The following is a 15,061-nucleotide window of genomic DNA, read 5'->3' as shown; positions in this document are numbered from 1 at the left end:
AGTGCTATTTTATGTTTTTTAAGAGGATCTGACGATCCCTAAAAATAAAATTATTGAATGATCGTCTGATCAATATCGGTTAAACAAACTTAAAACCGACATTGATCAGACCCCAAGCTCAAAATTATTAATTTTATAGTAGCGTTCAGCACATCCTGCGAGCTGCTGGATTACACTATTCCTCACGTCATTTATCCCATCCACATGCACCAACTCATAGTCATAGTGGGTATCAAGCTGCACTAGGTTTACACCTTCAAAACACTGGAATACCCAACGTAAAGTTGGATTGCTAATTGGTTTATTTATCTGGTTTGGAATGGTTACTTGCGCTTTAGCCATATTCGCACGTAACCGTCTTTGACCTATGCTATAAACCAATAACGACAGCGTCATAATCATCAACAAGGCATCGATTCTGCTTGGCTTTTTTATAAAAAGTGACGAGACAAAAAATAGTGGGTCTTTTAAAAATCTAAACCCTCGCTCAACATGAGATTGCGCTTTGTAGCGCTCAAAAACGCATTCATCGCTTAACTCAGTTTCACAGGCATTTGTTGCCAATACAAAACAAGATTTTTGTTCGACGTAATTCTGTTGCGCGGCTTTATCTTCGGTCACTTGGCCGATAAGTTGCCATTGCACTGATTGAACCACCGCATCTTTTTTGGGTCGGCCTTTTCCTTCATATTGATTATGTGCGTTGCACTCAGCAATGCTTAAACTATGGTATTTTTGCTTTTTATCTAATACTGCTAAGGCGCTTTGTGCATCCGTTTCACAAGCAAATCTTTGCGCTTGCAAATGAAATAGGGCTTTATCCAATGCTTTGCGCTCTTTAGCCACTAAACCTTCGATGCTTTTCTGTGCACGTGCTTTTGCTGCGTTAGAGTAAACAACCAGCCAACGCTGCTCAATATCCATATGCTCAACTCTAAGCGGTCTGTATTGATAGTTGTCGTTGATACGTGTCCAATCATTGGCCGTTAACGCTTCTGAAATGGACTGATTTTCTAATTTTATCGTGGATGGAATGAGAGTGATAAATCGAATTTGTTGGAGAAATTCGGCATTTTCTTTGTGGTAAAATTTGCTGTCTGCTATACAAAATTTGGGGGCATCGCTTGCTTTGAATGTATCTACCAATGCGCTGGCACGCTCTCTAAATATAGTGCTGTCAGATGCATTGCCATCCCAATTTTTACTGAGCATAGGGACGCCGCCGTCTTGCGTAACAATCATCTCTTGCACGATTTGTTTTAAATCAGGTCTATGGTCTTTGCTGTATCCATGTTTGATTTGAATTGGAATTTCATCTTCTTGTTCATCATCTATATTGTATTGGCCTGTAAGTGAATAACTTGTTGTATCTAAAGATTGAAATTGGGTGTCGACTTGCTCTATTTGGCAAGCTTGATAGGCAATACGAGCAAAAAGATTGTCACAACCAAAGTCGCTGCATTGGTCGAGTGTGCGTCCTAATTTGTGACGGTTAAAGTGACTTGCCTCGACTCCTTGTCTAAAAAGATGCTCCATTGGCAAATTTTCAAAAAATTGTGGTGTGAGGCTCAAAGGTCGGTTAGAAAAGCCCAACCCGTTCATAATCATGCCTTTAACCGCTTCACCTGGTGTTATCTCTTGCTTTTCATCTTGAGGTAAATATTGGTCTATTAATTCAACTAGTTTCAAGTCGTCAATTACGCCTGCTACAATTCCATGATGATCTAACCGTTTGATTTTTAATTTCATATTCACCTCAATAAATTGAAGTGCTATTTTATGTTTTTTAAGAGGATCTGACGATCCCTAAAAATAAAATTATTGAATGATCGTCTGATCAATGTCGGTTAAAACGTAGCCTTGATTAGCGAAGCATGAGCGTAATCGAGGCTGACTTCAAACACCGCAAATGTACGATTACGCGCCCACGTCGCTAATCGTACCTACGGTTTTCAAAATCCCAACCCTCAATTCTAAAATCTAAAACCTCAATTCTGACTCAAACCACCGTAGACGCGAAGCTTGCTCGCGTTTTTAAATTTAAGGCAATGCAGGGAGCAATTGCCGATAGCACGCGCTTCCACGCCTCGTCATTCCGTACAGTGAGGAACGAACGTGATACGGAATCCATCTTATCAGCAACACGAAATTAATTTAACCAAAAACCCGCGCCAGCCAGCTTGACGCCTACAAATTTTATAAAACAAACTTAAAACGTAGCCTTGATTAGCGAAGCATGAGCGTAATCGAGGCTGACTTCAAACACCACAATTGTACGATTACGCGCCCACGTCGCTAATCGTACCTACGGTGCTAAAATCAAAAACCTTTTCCCTAGCAGCGAAGCTGCCCCAGCCCCTAGAATCCTAGAACCTCAATTCTAAATTCTATCCCCTGAATCCACAAACCTCCAAAATCACTAATTAATGCCCATTTTTAAAACTAATCATTAAAAACACATGGTTTCTCGCCATAAATTTGTTATATTTACGCGCTATAAATTCCAGAACAAATTTAAACTGTGCATCAAATGCTAATAGCGGATTGCTAAGCATTGTAAAGGGACAACAAAGTACTATGAAGCTAAGACTGCTTATTTTATCCACTCTTTTTTTTAGCCTTTCAACTCAAGCGGTTACACCATCGCCGGCTCAAATTGAACAATTTAAAAAACTACCTAAAGCGCAGCAGCAAGCGTTAGCAAAACAATATGGGGTTAATTTATCTAACTTAAGCAACAACCAAAACAACAAACAAATAGACAACCCCGATGTTGTAAACGAACGCCCAGATCAAAAATCACGCGATAGCCAAAGCGCAGGCGACGAAGTCACCGAAACTGAAATCGACAAAGGCATGCGCAGCCAAAACCAATTAAAAGAAAGCGGCACCAAAAGCGTAAGCAGCGAAACAGACGATTCTGAAAAAGCCCAACCTAAACGCAAACTTAAACCATTTGGTTATGAGCTTTTTGCAGGCGCACCTAGTACATTTGCGCCAGCAACCGATGTTCCTGTCCCGCACGAATACGTATTAGGCCCAGGCGATACCGTTAAGATTCAACTATTTGGTAAAGAATATAAAGACTACAGCCTAACCATAGATCGTAACGGCACCTTAATATTGCCAGAAACCGGCCCACTTCAAGTAGTAGGCATGTCGTTTGGCGAATTTAAAACCTTTATTAACGAACAAATCGAACAAAAAGTCATAGGCGCAAAAGCCAATGTAACCATGGGCGAAATGCGCTCAATTCGTATATTTGTACTGGGCGAAGCCTACCAGCCAGGTGCCTACACCGTTAGCTCGTTATCAACCATTATCCATGCGTTATTTGTATCGGGCGGGGTAACCAACGTGGGTTCATTGCGTAATATTCAATTAAAACGCAAAGGCAAAATAATCACCACCTTCGATTTATACGACTTACTATTAAAAGGCGACACCTCAAAAGACTTAAACCTATTGCCAGGCGATGTTGTATTTGTACCACCGGTTAACAGCACCGTTGGTATAGACGGCGAAGTTAAACGCCCAGCCATATACGAATTAAAAGGCGAAACCAGCACCCAAGAGCTAATTAAACTGGCCGGTGGACTATTATCAACAGCCTACCCAAATGCCTCAAAGCTTGAACGCCTTCGTAGCGATGGAACCCGAACCGTAGTCGATTTAGATTTATCTAAGCGAGCTAACAAACAAAAAGTTGTTAAATCAGGTGATGTATTACGTATTTATTCAGTGTTAGATGAAATGGAAAACGTAGTAAGCTTAAATGGTCACGTACATCGCCCAGGTCGATTTAGCTACAAACCAGACATGCGTTTGTTAGATGTTATTGGCAGCATCACTGCACTTAAAGCAAATCCAGATTTAGACTACGGCTTAATCGTACGAGAAGAACCGAATGTACGTACCGTATCAGCCTTATCGTTCTCACTTAAAAAAGCGTTCTCATCGCCGCACTCAGCTGAAAATTTAGCCCTGCAAGAGCGTGATAAAATTTATGTATTTGCAGCAGACGAAGCACGAAAACTTGATAAACTATTAGCACGCCTAAAAGCACAAGCTCGCTTAGACGAACCTGCTAAAGTAGTTAATGTAGCAGGGCATGTAAGATACCCAGGCAATTACCCATTTACTCAAAATATGACAGTGGCAGATTTAATTAAAGCCTCGTACGATCTACAGCTTGAAACCGACATGAATTATGCGTTATTAAAAAGCAAAAATTATCGTCAAAACATTACCGAGTTTGACGTGATTAGCTTTAATAACCCAGCTGATTTAAATAAAAGATTATCACCAGCCGACAAGTTATACGTGTTTTCAATTAATGACGAACGCGAAGAGCAGTTTGTTGACTTAATTAACGAAATTAAACGACAAACCAACAAACAAAACCAACAGCAATTAGTAACGATTAATGGCGAAGTGAGATTTCCGGGCACCTACCCATTAGCTAACAATATGTCACTTAAAGACTTAGTGGCAGCGGCCGGTGGTTTTACTGAATCGAGCTTTATGAACTCAGTTAATATCAGTCGATTTAATACTAATTTAAAAGATAAATCTGAGTATTCACTAATTAAATTGGATCTTGATTCCGACACATTAAACACTTATCAATTACAACCTCGCGACAGCATAGTCGTAAATAAAATACCAGATTGGCGCGATCATGAAACAGTTAAGTTATTAGGCGAATTTAAATTTCCGGGTACTTACGTAATTAACAAAGGCGAAACCCTAGCCGAGCTTATCGAGCGAGCAGGTGGCTTTACAAATGAGGCCTTTGTTGATGCCTCTATTTTTACTCGCAGCTACTTAAAAGAAAAAGAGCAAGCTTTATTAGCCGATGCTGAACGTAAACTTAAACGTGAATTAGTATCAGCACAAATCAATGCAGGCGCAGCCGGCAGCTCAGAAACCATTTTATCATTACTAAGCGAACTAGAAGGCGTAGAAGCCAGCGGCCGTATGGTAATTGACAGAAAACAGTTACTTAGTGCTAACGACTCAGTTGAATTACGCAGTGGCGATAGCCTCATTATTCCGCGCAGAAACAGCGCAGTATCTGTTATTGGTGAAGTTTACTCAGCCACCGCCCAGGTTTACACCAAAGATTGGGATATGGACGATTACATAAACGCAGCCGGCGGCTTTAACCAAATCGCAGAAGGTTCAGATGCCTATATTATAAAAGCAAATGGCCGAGTTGTAGGAAACACAGGTTGGTTTAGCTCAAGCGATTCAATTGAACCGGGCGATACAATAGTGGTACCAACTAATATAGACCCAGTACCAACCCTAAGTATTTGGCGTGATGTAACCAGCATTATTTACCAATCCACAGTCGCATTAGCAGCCGTCGCCGCATTATAAAATAAATTTTAAGCGCCAAGTTTGAAATTTTAAAAAGTAGGGTGGTTTAGCGAAGCATGAGCCTAAGCCACCAAGAAGGTTCGAGATTTTAGGATTCAGGCGCTAGGTTTAAGTTTTAAAAACCATCTTCTCCGCAAGCTGGTATAAAATACCGTAGACGCGAAGCTTGCTCGCGTTTTTAAATTTAAGGCAATGCAGGGAGCAATTACCGATAGCACGCGCTTCCACGCCTCGTCATTCCTTGTGCCACCCCGTCATTCCTGCGCAGGCAGGAATCCCGCAAGCCCCACAAATACCATGACTCACCACAAAACAAAACCAGCACCACAATTGCCAACCTTTCGTCATTCCGTACAGTGAGGAACGAACGTGATACGGAATCCATCTTATCAGCAACACGAAATTAATTTAACCAACCCCCGCGTGCGCAAGCTGCACGCCTACAAATTTTACAAAACAAACTTAAAACGTAGCCTTGATTAGCGAAGCATGAGCGTAATCGAGGATGACTTCAAATACCACAATTGTACGATTACGCGCCCACGTCGCTAATCGTACCTACGGTTTTCAAGAATTTGGATTTGAGATAATAGAAAAAAGTAGGGTGGTTTAGCGAAGCATGAGCGTAAGCCACCAAAAAGTTTGAGGTTTTAGGATTCAGGCGCTAGGGAAACCCCAACCCCTAAATTCTAAATTCTAAATTCTCAAATCTAAAATCCCTCTCCCCAACCAAATAATAATTATGCAATGTCCACCAACCTATGGGACAATTTATTCTTGCGTTAACCCAAAAAACAGCGATACTAATTACAAGAAGGAGGGTGTATGAAACCGTCGAAAGTGATTAAAACTAACAGAGAGCGCATTAAACTTGTTCTTGAGCAATACCATGTAACAAACCCTAGAATATTTGGTTCTGTAGCGCGGGGAACAGATACAGAAGAGAGCGACATAGACTTGTTAGTTGAAACAACAACTGACACAACAATGATGGATATTGGCCATATAAAATATCAGCTCAAAAAATTACTTGGGGTAAGCGTAGACGTATTGACGTTAAACTCAGTACCTAAAAATAAAAGCGCTCAATTACTTGAAGAATCAAAACCGCTATGAGTCGGGACAAGCAAAGGTTACTAGATTATCTTGAACATATTTTAAAGGCGATTGAAAATATTGAATCTTATTGCTCAGAAATTGATGAAATTCAATTTTTAGAAAATTCACTATATCAAGACGCAGTGGTTAGAAATTTTGAGGTTGTTGGAGAGGCTTGTAATAATATTTGTAAACACTACCCAGAATTCGCAGAGCAAAACAATAATATACCATTTGGTTCTGCATATGAAATGCGTAATGCGCTCGCACATGGCTATTTTAAAATTGACTATGAATTAGTTTGGAAAACGATTCATCGAGAGCTACCAGAACTTTATCAAAAAGTAGCTAGTGTGAAATTTAATTATCAAAACACTTAAAATACACAGTCACTATGAAGGTTCGAGGTTTTAGGATTCAGGCACTAGGGAAACCCCAACCCCTCGTCATTCCTGCGCAGGCAGGGATCCCGCAAGCCCCACAAATACCATGACCAACCACAAAACAAAACCAGCATCACACTTGCCTGTAAATTTTAAAACTCAATCAAGATTCAAAATCGCCAGAGGGATACCCGCCGTCGCGGGTATGACGAATATGTAAACAGGCTTTGTAAATTTGTAGGGTGGTTTAGCGAAGCATGAGCGTAAGCCACCAAGAAGGTTCGAGGTTCTAGACGTTAGGTTTGAGGTTTAAAACTCTTGACACCTAGAACCTAGCCCCTAGAAATCTCAATTCTAAAATCTCAATTCTGATTCAAACCACCGTAGACGCGAAGCTGGCCTATAGGATATAGGTCGTAGAGCAATGCAGGGAGCAATTGCCGATAGCACACGCGCTTCTAAATTTAAGGCAACACATCAGCAATTACCGATAGCACACGCTTCCACGCCTCGTCATCCCTTGTGCCACTACGTCATTCCTGCGAAGGCAGGGATCCCGCAAGCACCACAAATACCATGACCAACCACAAAACAAAACCAGCCCCACAATTGCCTGTAAACCCTAAAACTCAATCAAGATTCAAAATCGCCAGAGGGATACCCGCCGTCGCGGGTATGACGAATATGTAAACAGGCTTTGTGAATTTGTAGGGTGGTTTAGCGAAGCATGAGCGTAAGCCACCAAGAAGGTTCGAGGTTCTAGACGTTAGGTTTGAGGTTTAAAACTCTTGACACCTAGAACCTAGCCCCTAGAAATCTAAAATCTCAATTCTGATTCAAACCACCGTAGACGCGAAGCTGGCCTAGAACACCGTAGGCGTGCAGCTTGCGCACGCGCTTCTAAATTCAAGGCAACACATCAGCAATTACCGATAGCACACGCTTCCACGCCTCGTCATCCCTTGTGCCACCTCGTCATTCCTGCGCAGGCAGGAATCCAGCCGTCACCACAAATACCATGACTCACCACAAAACAAAACCAGCACCACAATTGCCTGTAAACCCTAAAACTCAATCAAGATTCAAAATCGCCAGAGGGATACCCGCCTCGATAACTGCTCCCTGCGTTATTCTACCTCCTGAATCCATTCAGTCGTTCGCGGGTATGACGAATATGTAAACAGGCTTTGTGAATTTGTAGGGTGGTTTAGCGAAGCATGAGCGTAAGCCACCAAATAAGGTGTGAGGTTCTAGACGTTAGGTTTGAGGTTTAAAACTCTTGACACCTAGAACCTAGCCCCTAGAAATCTCAATTCTAAAATCTCAATTCTGATTCAAACCACCGTAGACGCGAAGCTGGCCTAGAACACCGTAGGCGTGCAGCTTGCGCACGCGCTTCTAAATTCAAGGCAACACATCAGCAATTACCGATAGCACACGCTTCCACGCCTCGTCATCCCTTGTGCCACCTCGTCATTCCTGCGCAGGCAGGAATCCAGCCGTCACCACAAATACCATGACTCACCACAAAACAAAACCAGCACCACAATTGCCTGTAAAACCTAAAACCTAAAACCTAAAACCTAAAACCTAAAACCTAAAACCTAAAACCTAAAACCTAAAACCTAAAACCTAAAACCTAAAACCTAAAACCTAGCGCCTAGTTTCCTAGAAACCTAGCCCCTAAAACCCCATTTCCCCAAAAACTAAACGGCTTTCACACAAATTCCAAAAAAAGTCATGAAAACTTAATCCAATTATGGAATAATGCGCACCATTGTTTAAGGGATTAAAGCAAAGCACGCACCTGCCAGCGAAACTCCCTTACCAAAATGAATAAAAACGATTTAGGCTAGATGGAAACCTAGGTTGCTAGAGCGCTACGCTGCTAGGATTTAAAATCTAAAACCTAAACTAAAGGAACTAAAATGCCTAAATGTTGGATAATCGCAGGCCCAAACGGAGCCGGAAAAACAACATTTGCTTTAGAATATTTAGCCAATATAGTAAAGTGCACGCATTTTATAAACGCAGATTTAATAGCTGCTGGTTTATCGCCACTGGCACCAGAGCAAGAGCTAATAACAGCAGGTAAGTTATTGCTCAAAGAAATAGAAAACTGCATAAACAAGAACAAAAACTTTGCTGCAGAAACAACTTTAGCAGGTAAAAACTACCTAAAGCTAATAAAAAGATTAAAAGCACAAAATTGGGATGTAGATTTAATATACTTAGCACTACCCAGTGTCGAGCTTTCAAAAGAGCGAGTTGCAGAACGAGTAAAACACGGTGGTCATAACATACCAATAAGCGCACTAGAACGACGTTTTAGCAAAAGCTTAAAAAACTTATTTGAAGCCTACAGTAAAGAAGTAGATAATTGTGTTTGTTATATAAACCACTTAAATTTTCCTGAAATAGTATTTGATAAAAATACAGAAGGAACAACAGTGGCTAATCGACATTATTACGATTTATTGAAAGAGAAGGCGAGTAAATGAACACTGAACGAAAAAGTGAAGTATCAGAGAACGCTTTAGCTATTGGCCAAGCACTACAAAACGCCGTAACCAAAGCATTAGACAAAAAGAAAAAACTCGGCCAATACGCCGTAATATGGGACGACAAAACCCAAACAGTAAAAAGGATTTAGGCTAAAGAGGCAAAGATTTGAGAGTTTAGAATTGAGACTTTAGAACAATCTAAAAACTTGAAATGGAATTTCAATATGCAATTTAAGCAATTAGAGGTTGCCTACATGGATTTAGGTAGTAGAGCAATGCAGGAGCACATTGCCGAAAGGAAACGCAGCTCACGCCTAAGCGTAGAACTATACAAATACAGCGAAAAAATTAAAAACTACGGCTACCGCGACTAAATAACCCGCGCAGCCTTGTCAATCCCCTCAAATATAGCCGACGACTGCATGGATGCAGGAGGTAGAATAACGCAGGGAGCAGTTATCGAGGGGGAAGATAGAGATAGTATTAAAGAATGCATGAGATTTTTAAATATAGCGAAAGGCTCAAGTGCAGAAGTAATAACGCAGCTCTATATTGGTATCGAAGCCAATTTAATTGAGCGAAACCAAGGAATAACATGGATTAAAGAATTGGAAGAAATAAATAAAATGCTTGGCGGATTATTAAACACGAAGCGCAAATTGCTTCAAAATATCGCTCCCAAGTAATTTTCACCAGGATGAAAGCCGAAATTAGGCATCAATTCTAAAATCTAAATTCTAAAATCTAAAATCTAAAACCATGACGAACAACCTAGAAAACCGCTTACAACATATAGAAGATAAGCTAGATCACATAGCTCTAAAATCCAAAGTCTCAAATCTCGATTCTGACTTTTCTGCGCCCGTTCCGGGCGACGACGAAATCGATCTCCGTGAACTCTGGAATGTTATCTGGGCTGGCAAATTTAAAATCATCGCCATCAGTGCCGTTTTTGCAATCGCCTCCGTCATCTACGCTTTATCATTGCCCAATATTTATCGTGCTAGCATCACTGCGGTGAACGAAGATAGCTCTAACAATGGTGGACTGAGTTCGCAACTTGGTGGTTTAGCGGCTTTAGCAGGTGTTAATATTGGTGGAAGTAAAAGCTCTAGGATAGATCAAGCGCTTGCATTATTAGAAAGTAGACCTTTTTTAGAAAAAATAATTGCAGATTACAATTTTAAGCCAGAGCTTTTAGCGGCGGAAAGCTGGAGCCCTGACGAGCATAAATTCATTTATGACGAAGACCTATTAGATCCGACTACACGAGAATGGTTATATCTGGAGGGTGAATCCCTCGAACCAAAAAGCTGGACTGCATACAAAGTATTCAAAAGCAATATCACAGCTGAGTTTGAAGCTAAGTCTGGCTTATTAATATTAAATTATGATTCCATCTCCCCTGAATTTTCCTTGAAAGTAGTTAACATATTAAAAAATGAATTGAATATATTTTATCAACACCTTGATATGGAAGATGCAAAAAAGAATATTAATTATTTAACAAATAAAATTTCTGAAACTCAAATCACAGATATGCAAGCGGTGTTTTACAAAATGATTGAATCACAAACAAAAACCTTAATGCTTGCCGAGGTAAGTGATGAGTATTTAGTTAAAACGGTAGTGCCAGCTACATATCCAGAAGAAAAATTTGGCCCTAAACGCGGTTTGATTTGTATTTTGATAACATTTTTGGGTGGGTTAATTTCTTTAGTTTATGTGCTAATCGCACACTACAGAAAATAAGAAGAGTTTGAGATGAAAATATTAGTTACAGGTGGTGCTGGTTTTATCGGTTCAGCGGTTGTTAGACATATCATTAACAATACTAACCATTCAGTTGTTAATCTAGACAAACTTACTTATGCAGGCAATTTAGAATCATTAGCTAGTGTTAGCACTAATGAGCGTTATGCTTTTGAGCAAGTTGACATTTGTGATGCAACAGAATTAAAACGCGTTTTTGAGCAACACAAGCCAAATATAATCATGCATTTAGCCGCGGAAAGCCATGTAGACAGATCGATAGATGGCCCAGGCGAATTTATGCAAACCAATATTATTGGCACCTATAACTTGTTGGAGCAGGCAAGAGCGTATTGCGCAAACTTAGAAGTCGAAGCCAAAGCAAAATTTAAATTTCACCATATATCAACAGATGAAGTTTATGGTGATTTACAGCATCCAGATGATTTTATTGGTGGTGAAGGGAAAGGCGAAAAGAGTGAATCTCAAAATTTACCGCTTTTCACTGAAGATACTTCTTATGCCCCAAGTAGTCCATATTCTGCGAGCAAAGCGAGTTCTGACCATTTAGTTAGAGCTTGGGCGCGTACTTATGGCTTACCAACAGTTGTTACCAATTGTTCAAACAATTACGGACCTTATCACTTTCCTGAGAAATTGATTCCACTAGTAATCCTAAATGCAGTAGCAGAAAAACCATTGCCAGTGTATGGAAAAGGGAATCAAATTCGTGACTGGTTATACGTAGAAGATCACGCGGAAGCGTTAGTATTAGTTGCCACTGAAGGAAAAGTAGGAGAAACCTACAATATTGGCGGACATAATGAAAAGCAAAATATCGAAGTGGTAAAAACCATCTGCCAAATATTAGATGAGGTTAAGCCAAAAGCTAAAAAGTACGCAGAACAAATTACATTTGTAGCCGACAGACCCGGCCACGACATGCGTTATGCTATTGATGCAAGTAAAATACAAAAAGAGTTAGGCTGGCAACCTAAAGAAACTTTTGAAACAGGTTTGCGTAAAACAGTGCTTTGGTATTTGGAAAATGAAACTTGGTGGCAAAATGTATTGTCAGGCCATTATCAGTTAGAGCGTTTGGGTTCTGGTAATTAATAAGCATAACAAGGATATTTTATGAAAGGCATAATACTCGCAGGTGGTTCAGGTACTAGGCTTTACCCTATTACGATGGGTGTTTCAAAGCAGTTATTACCCATATATGATAAACCCATGATTTATTACCCGTTGTCGGTATTAATGCTAGCAGGTATACGTGAAATACTCATTATCACCACACCAGAAGATTGTAGTTCATTTAAACGCTTATTAGGTGATGGCTCTCAATTTGGTATTGAATTAACCTATACAGTACAGCCTAGTCCAGATGGCTTAGCTCAAGCATTTATTTTAGGTGAAGAATTTATCGGTAATGACGATGTATGTTTAGTTTTAGGCGATAATATTTTTTATGGTCAAGGTTTTAGTCCTAAATTAAAACACGCTGTAGAAAATGCTAAAAATGGGCAAGGTGCAACTGTATTTGGCTACCAAGTAAAAGACCCTGAACGTTTTGGCGTGGTTGAATTTGACGAGAATAGAAAAGCAATTTCAATTGAAGAAAAGCCAACAAAACCAAAATCTCATTATGCAGTTACTGGGTTATATTTTTATGATAACTCAGTCGTTCAGTTAGCTAAGCAAGTTGAACCTTCTCATCGTGGTGAATTAGAAATAACTTGTTTAAACGAAATGTACTTAAAACAAAATAAATTAAACGTTGAAATGTTAGGCCGTGGTTTTGCGTGGCTAGATACAGGTACACACGAGAGTTTACTTGAAGCAGCGCAGTTTGTAGAAACCATAGAAAAACGCCAAGGTTATAAAATAGCCTGCTTAGAAGAAATAGCTTTTAATCAAGGTTGGCTAAATAAAAACGATATTAAAAAATTAGCGAAACCATTATTGAAAAATGGTTATGGGCAATATTTGATGGAGTTAGTTGAAGACTAAATATGAATATTGCATTAAATAGCCCTGTAGCGCCAGACTTAAAAAAACTGACAAGTTATCTAGAGCAAGTCAATGATAGCGGTTGGTATACGAATTTTGGCCCATTGCATCAAGAATTAACGTCACGTCTAGAAGAATATTTAGGGGTGAGAAACTTATTACTTGTTTCTAATGGTACTTTGGCTTTGCAAGTCGCTTATAAAGTGCTTGGTATCTCAAATGCGATAACCACCCCGTTTAGCTTTGTCGCTACAACCAGCTCGTTGTTGTGGCAAAATATACAAACTCAGTTTTGTGATATTGACTCTCAAACCTATAACCTATCGCCAGACACAACTGAGATTGCATTACAGAACGATCCATCTTTAAATGGAATTGTAGCAACTCACGTTTATGGCAATCCTTGCGATGTTTCTGCATTTGGTGATTTATCCAAAAAATATAATACAAAAGTTTTATATGATGCTGCGCATGCATTTGGCATTAAAGTAGGTGAACAATCGGTACTCAATTTTGGCGATGCGAGCACGCTTAGTTTTCATGCGACTAAAGTGTTCCATACAGTTGAGGGTGGCGCTATTATCTTTAAGCATAAAGCTGATTTCGAAAAAGCAAAACAACTTATTAACTTTGGTTTAGACAACGGTGAAATCACGGATGTTGGAATTAATGCGAAGTTAAATGAATATCAATGTGCAGTTGGCCTAACTTTACTGGATAATGTAGATAACATATTAAAACATCGGGCTGAGTTGTTTCGAGCATATTTAAATGGCTTATCAAACACCTTAATTGAAACACCTAAATGGCATCCTAATGCTAATTATAACGGTGCTTATTTTCCAGTTAATTTAATGAATATGGATAATTTTATAAAGGTGTCCAAGATATTAAATGACAATGGCATACAGTTTAGGCCTTATTTTAAACCTTCTTTAGATAGTGCATTTGCACACGTTCAAAACAATGGAACTGTCATTTCTCAGCAAAAAACAAAGTTTATTATTTGTTTGCCTTTACATTTTTATATGTCTAAACAGGATGCCGACCTTGTAGTAAGTTTGATTAAAAAGGTAATTAAATGATTGATTTTTGCATATTAGGAAACCCAAGATCAGGAACAACTTTACTTCGGCTGATGCTATCTACTCATCCAGACATTACAGTGCCACCAGAAGCTGGCTTCGCCGTGTGGTTAATGGAAAACTGGGAAGGAGAATTTTCGCCTGAGATATATGTCGAAAAGCTTTGTCAGACAAAAAAAATTGAATCTTGGCAAATAGATCAAAAAGAGCTAACAGCGTATTTACACAAAAACAAAGTAGATTCTCTAAAAAGTGCAATTTTACAAACTTATGAGTTCTACCGTGAAAATGAACAAGTCCAGTTTATTGGAGATAAAAATAATTTTTATCTCGATCATATTGATACATTAAAAAAAATAAACTCATCAATGTCTTATATACATATTGTAAGGGATGGAAGAGACGTAGCCTGTTCATATTTACAGCTAATGAATAAAAAGTATACCTCAAAATACGCGCCTATTTTACCGACTAATATAACGGAGATAGCAAGCAGTTGGTCACAAAACAATAATAAAATTAGAGCAGGCATCCCCCCTGAAAAAATCATAACAATTCGATTAGAAGATTTAGTAGAAAAGCCTGAAAATGAACTTAAACGCGTATGCAAGTTTTTAGGTTATAAATATGACATTAAGATGTTGGATTATTATAAAAACTCAGACAATTACGAACCTAAAGAATATGATGAGTGGAAATCAAAAAATAAAAAACCAATTGAAAATGACAACTTTAAATTCAAAAGAATACTTTCTCAGGCAGATATCGCAGAGTTTGAAAAAGTTGCTGCAGATACACTGGCTCATTTTGGCTATGAGTTATTGAGCTGACATTTGGAGTA

The 15,061-nt window shown here is 39.3% G+C and carries 12 protein-coding genes; 11 read left to right on the top strand and 1 reads right to left on the bottom strand.

The genetic code is table 11. From position 1 onward, the window contains the following. Positions 1-105: 105 nt before the first annotated feature. Positions 106-1,749 (bottom strand): IS1634 family transposase, encoded by a 1,644-nt coding sequence (locus OLW01_RS09370; RefSeq protein ID WP_268073583.1) that lies wholly within the window; start codon positions 1,747-1,749, stop codon positions 106-108. Positions 1,750-2,577: 828 nt separating this feature from the next. Here OLW01_RS09370 and OLW01_RS09365 point away from each other — a divergent pair. The 11 genes from OLW01_RS09365 to OLW01_RS09315 all read left to right on the top strand — a co-directional run bounded on the left by OLW01_RS09365 (position 2,578) and on the right by OLW01_RS09315 (position 15,050). Then, positions 2,578-5,385 (top strand): SLBB domain-containing protein, encoded by a 2,808-nt coding sequence (locus OLW01_RS09365; protein WP_268073609.1) that lies wholly within the window; start codon positions 2,578-2,580, stop codon positions 5,383-5,385. An 825-nt stretch (positions 5,386-6,210) separates the two neighbouring features. Continuing rightward, entirely contained in the window at positions 6,211-6,501 is a 291-nt protein-coding gene (locus OLW01_RS09360; RefSeq protein ID WP_268073608.1) for a nucleotidyltransferase family protein, read from the top strand. Then, positions 6,498-6,863, top strand: a complete 366-nt coding sequence (locus OLW01_RS09355) for a HepT-like ribonuclease domain-containing protein (protein WP_268073607.1) — start codon at positions 6,498-6,500, stop codon at positions 6,861-6,863. Before OLW01_RS09360 ends, OLW01_RS09355 begins: the two co-directional genes overlap by 4 nt. Before the next feature lie 1,931 nt (positions 6,864-8,794). Next, positions 8,795-9,367, top strand: coding sequence for an ATPase (locus tag OLW01_RS09350; protein ID WP_268073605.1), 573 nt, complete (start codon positions 8,795-8,797; stop codon positions 9,365-9,367). After that, entirely contained in the window at positions 9,364-9,519 is a 156-nt protein-coding gene (locus OLW01_RS09345) for a hypothetical protein (RefSeq protein ID WP_268073604.1), read from the top strand. The genes OLW01_RS09350 and OLW01_RS09345 overlap by 4 nt, the downstream gene beginning before the upstream one ends. Before the next feature lie 273 nt (positions 9,520-9,792). Then, on the top strand, positions 9,793-10,056 hold the full coding sequence (locus OLW01_RS09340; RefSeq protein WP_268073603.1) for a four helix bundle protein: 264 nt from the start codon (positions 9,793-9,795) through the stop codon (positions 10,054-10,056). 73 nt (positions 10,057-10,129) lie between these two features. Then, the gene (locus tag OLW01_RS09335) at positions 10,130-11,122 is read left to right on the top strand and encodes a Wzz/FepE/Etk N-terminal domain-containing protein (protein WP_268073602.1); all 993 of its coding nucleotides are present in this window, start codon (positions 10,130-10,132) and stop codon (positions 11,120-11,122) included. A 12-nt stretch (positions 11,123-11,134) separates the two neighbouring features. Further along, positions 11,135-12,238: a dTDP-glucose 4,6-dehydratase gene (gene rfbB / locus OLW01_RS09330; protein ID WP_268073601.1), complete on the top strand. Its 1,104-nt coding sequence runs from the start codon at positions 11,135-11,137 to the stop codon at positions 12,236-12,238. Between the two features lie 21 nt (positions 12,239-12,259). Then, positions 12,260-13,135, top strand: a complete 876-nt coding sequence (rfbA, locus tag OLW01_RS09325) for a glucose-1-phosphate thymidylyltransferase RfbA (protein WP_268073600.1) — start codon at positions 12,260-12,262, stop codon at positions 13,133-13,135. Positions 13,136-13,137: 2 nt separating this feature from the next. Continuing rightward, a complete protein-coding gene (locus OLW01_RS09320; protein WP_268073599.1) occupies positions 13,138-14,220 on the top strand; it encodes a DegT/DnrJ/EryC1/StrS aminotransferase family protein in 1,083 nt (360 codons plus the stop codon). Beyond that, a complete protein-coding gene (locus OLW01_RS09315) occupies positions 14,217-15,050 on the top strand; it encodes a sulfotransferase family protein (RefSeq protein WP_268073598.1) in 834 nt (277 codons plus the stop codon). Before OLW01_RS09320 ends, OLW01_RS09315 begins: the two co-directional genes overlap by 4 nt. Positions 15,051-15,061: the final 11 nt, after the last annotated feature.

It is taken from the genome of Catenovulum adriaticum, from assembly GCF_026725475.1.
GTDB lineage: Bacteria > Pseudomonadota > Gammaproteobacteria > Enterobacterales > Alteromonadaceae > Catenovulum > Catenovulum adriaticum.
This window is presented reverse-complemented; position numbering and strand designations above follow the sequence as displayed.

What these genes read in the sequence shown, in the direction of transcription:
- OLW01_RS09370 (WP_268073583.1), bottom strand. Translation starts at nt 1,749, where the DNA reads ATGAAATTAAAAATCAAACGGTTAGATCATCATGGAATTGTAGCAGGC.
- OLW01_RS09365 (WP_268073609.1), top strand. Translation starts at nt 2,578, where the DNA reads ATGAAGCTAAGACTGCTTATTTTATCCACTCTTTTTTTTAGCCTTTCA.
- OLW01_RS09360 (WP_268073608.1), top strand. Translation starts at nt 6,211, where the DNA reads ATGAAACCGTCGAAAGTGATTAAAACTAACAGAGAGCGCATTAAACTT.
- OLW01_RS09355 (WP_268073607.1), top strand. Translation starts at nt 6,498, where the DNA reads ATGAGTCGGGACAAGCAAAGGTTACTAGATTATCTTGAACATATTTTA.
- OLW01_RS09350 (WP_268073605.1), top strand. Translation starts at nt 8,795, where the DNA reads ATGCCTAAATGTTGGATAATCGCAGGCCCAAACGGAGCCGGAAAAACA.
- OLW01_RS09345 (WP_268073604.1), top strand. Translation starts at nt 9,364, where the DNA reads ATGAACACTGAACGAAAAAGTGAAGTATCAGAGAACGCTTTAGCTATT.
- OLW01_RS09340 (WP_268073603.1), top strand. Translation starts at nt 9,793, where the DNA reads ATGGATGCAGGAGGTAGAATAACGCAGGGAGCAGTTATCGAGGGGGAA.
- OLW01_RS09335 (WP_268073602.1), top strand. Translation starts at nt 10,130, where the DNA reads ATGACGAACAACCTAGAAAACCGCTTACAACATATAGAAGATAAGCTA.
- rfbB (WP_268073601.1), top strand. Translation starts at nt 11,135, where the DNA reads ATGAAAATATTAGTTACAGGTGGTGCTGGTTTTATCGGTTCAGCGGTT.
- rfbA (WP_268073600.1), top strand. Translation starts at nt 12,260, where the DNA reads ATGAAAGGCATAATACTCGCAGGTGGTTCAGGTACTAGGCTTTACCCT.
- OLW01_RS09320 (WP_268073599.1), top strand. Translation starts at nt 13,138, where the DNA reads ATGAATATTGCATTAAATAGCCCTGTAGCGCCAGACTTAAAAAAACTG.
- OLW01_RS09315 (WP_268073598.1), top strand. Translation starts at nt 14,217, where the DNA reads ATGATTGATTTTTGCATATTAGGAAACCCAAGATCAGGAACAACTTTA.